This is a genomic window from Cupriavidus oxalaticus, assembly GCF_038900635.1.
Taxonomy (GTDB): domain Bacteria; phylum Pseudomonadota; class Gammaproteobacteria; order Burkholderiales; family Burkholderiaceae; genus Cupriavidus; species Cupriavidus oxalaticus_B.
This window is the reverse complement of sequence record NZ_JAYMRX010000078.1, coordinates 1-573: the sequence shown is the minus strand read 5'-3', so window position 1 is coordinate 573 and position 573 is coordinate 1. Positions and strand designations below refer to the sequence as shown.

Sequence of the window (573 nt, the reverse complement as noted above, 5' to 3'; positions counted from 1 at the left end):
CCAAATCGCCAGGGCCAACATCCCCAAGCGCATCTGGCCGGCTTCCGCGGCATCCTGCAGGCAGACGCGTATGCGGGCTTCAACGCTGTTTTTACCGATGGCAGTGTGCGCGAGGCAGCTTGTATGGCCCACGCGCGCCGTAAGGTGCACGATCTGCATGTCCGCAAGGCAACGCCGACCACCACGGAGGCATTGCGCCGGATCGGCGATCTCTATGCCATCGAAGCGGAAATCCGGGGTAAGCCACCTGCGGTGCGTCAACAGGTGCGGCAGCAAAGATCCCGGCCCCTACTGGACCACTTCGAAGTGTGGTTGCGAGAGCGGCTATTGACACTCTCGACGCAGTCGGAAACCACCAAGGCCATCAATTACATGCTGAACCAGTGGCAAGCACTAATCTACTACTGTGATGATGGCCTGGCAGAGATAGACAACAACATCGCAGAGAATGCGCTGCGCGGTGTCGCGTTGGGTCGAAAGAATTTTTTATTCGCCGGCGCCGACAGTGGCGGCGAGCGTGCGGCCGCCATGTACTCGCTCATTGGGTCCTGCAAACTCAACGGCATCGATCCG

The 573-nt window shown here is 59.7% G+C and carries 1 protein-coding gene; it reads left to right on the top strand.

The genetic code is table 11. The annotated features are described in order from the left end of the window. Nucleotides 1-573 (top strand): IS66 family transposase (tnpC, locus tag VSR71_RS35015; protein WP_342917909.1); only part of this gene is annotated, 573 nt, incomplete at both ends.